At 41.3% G+C, this 1,148-nt stretch carries 2 protein-coding genes; both read right to left on the bottom strand.

Translation table 11 applies throughout. The features are described from left to right. Nucleotides 1–13: 13 nt before the first annotated feature. A complete protein-coding gene (locus FEM55_RS17120; protein WP_138282624.1) occupies nt 14–901 on the bottom strand; it encodes an IS3 family transposase in 888 nt (295 codons plus the stop codon). 5 nt (nt 902–906) lie between these two features. Next, on the bottom strand, nt 907–1,148 hold a 242-nt coding region (locus FEM55_RS17115; RefSeq protein ID WP_138282623.1), incomplete at its 5' end, for a transposase.

Here is a 1,148-nt window from a genome sequence, read left to right as displayed (position 1 = left end):
TTGTCTTGACCCCTTATAAGTTGGACACTTTTTCAATAATAGTTGTGTCACAAACCATTGCTTGATCCCACTTTTGTTGGGGCGTCACGAAACCGATTGAACGATGCAGGCGACTTTCATTGTAATGTTTGATGAAACGCTGAATTGTGTCTTTGGCATCGTAATAGCTGTCAAATTGGTTACGTTCAATTACTTCACGTTCTAAAATACTGTGAAAAGCCTCGATGTAAGAGTTCTCTTCTGGCGTTGCTACATGCGTGAATTGCTGCTTTACATCCGAATTCTTTAAAAAATTGCGAACCTTGTGGGAGATGAATTGGCTGCCGTTATCATTACGTAATATTACACCTTGCAACTGATAGTATTGATTAACCCGACGAAGCAAGTTTATCAAATCAAGCTGCCGAATGCTGCCTTGGAACAGCCAATCAATAATTTTACGAGTATAAACGTCCAAAATACACAGCAAATAGTAATTGCGACGTTCACCATGGACCCAAACATATTTAATATCCCAACACAAGTATTCTAGTGGCTTACTAGCCTCAATACGACGAAATTGAACAAATTCACGCTTTCCGCTGGGTCGAATCATTTTGTTCAATAAAAGGCCATTGGCAAGCATAAGCCGGTACACCTTCTTCTTATTGATCAGGTAATCTTTTTTTAATTCGTGCGTAGCATACTCATATCCAAACGCGTTAAATTCAGTATCAATAAGCTTTCTAATGTGAATTACGACATCTTCGTTAGGTACCAAAGAGCCATCCAGCTTCATCGTTACCTGACTGGCTTTTGCTCCTGGCTTGCCATTCCGAGCTTTGTAATAAGATATGCTACGCGGTAAGTCTAACCACTTACACAGCTCTTTTCGCGTTGTAGATTGCTGATATTGAGTCATGACAGCTATCTTTTCCTGGGTCCGATAGGAGTTTTTTTTAGCAGCTCACTTTTTACCTCTAGTTCGAGGGCTTGCTTGGCTACTATGCGCTTCAAGCGTTCGTTTTCCTCTTCTAAGATGCGTACTTGCGGATCAACTCGTGGATAAGAATCCCGAAGGCCGTCCTTGCCGCTTGCCAAATATTTTTCCTTCCACCTCCTCAAAAGAGATGGTGATAAGCTATACTTTCTGCTAACCTCGGAAGGTC

The sequence above is a fragment of the Dyadobacter sediminis genome (assembly GCF_005860765.1).
GTDB classification, from domain to species: domain Bacteria; phylum Bacteroidota; class Bacteroidia; order Cytophagales; family Spirosomataceae; genus Dyadobacter; species Dyadobacter sediminis.
The sequence above is the reverse complement of the archived record's forward strand: the minus strand, read 5'-3'. Positions and strand labels throughout refer to the sequence as shown.

Excerpts from the sequence above, each read along its gene's own strand:
- FEM55_RS17120 (WP_138282624.1), bottom strand. The coding sequence starts at position 901 with ATGACTCAATATCAGCAATCTACAACGCGAAAAGAGCTGTGTAAGTGG.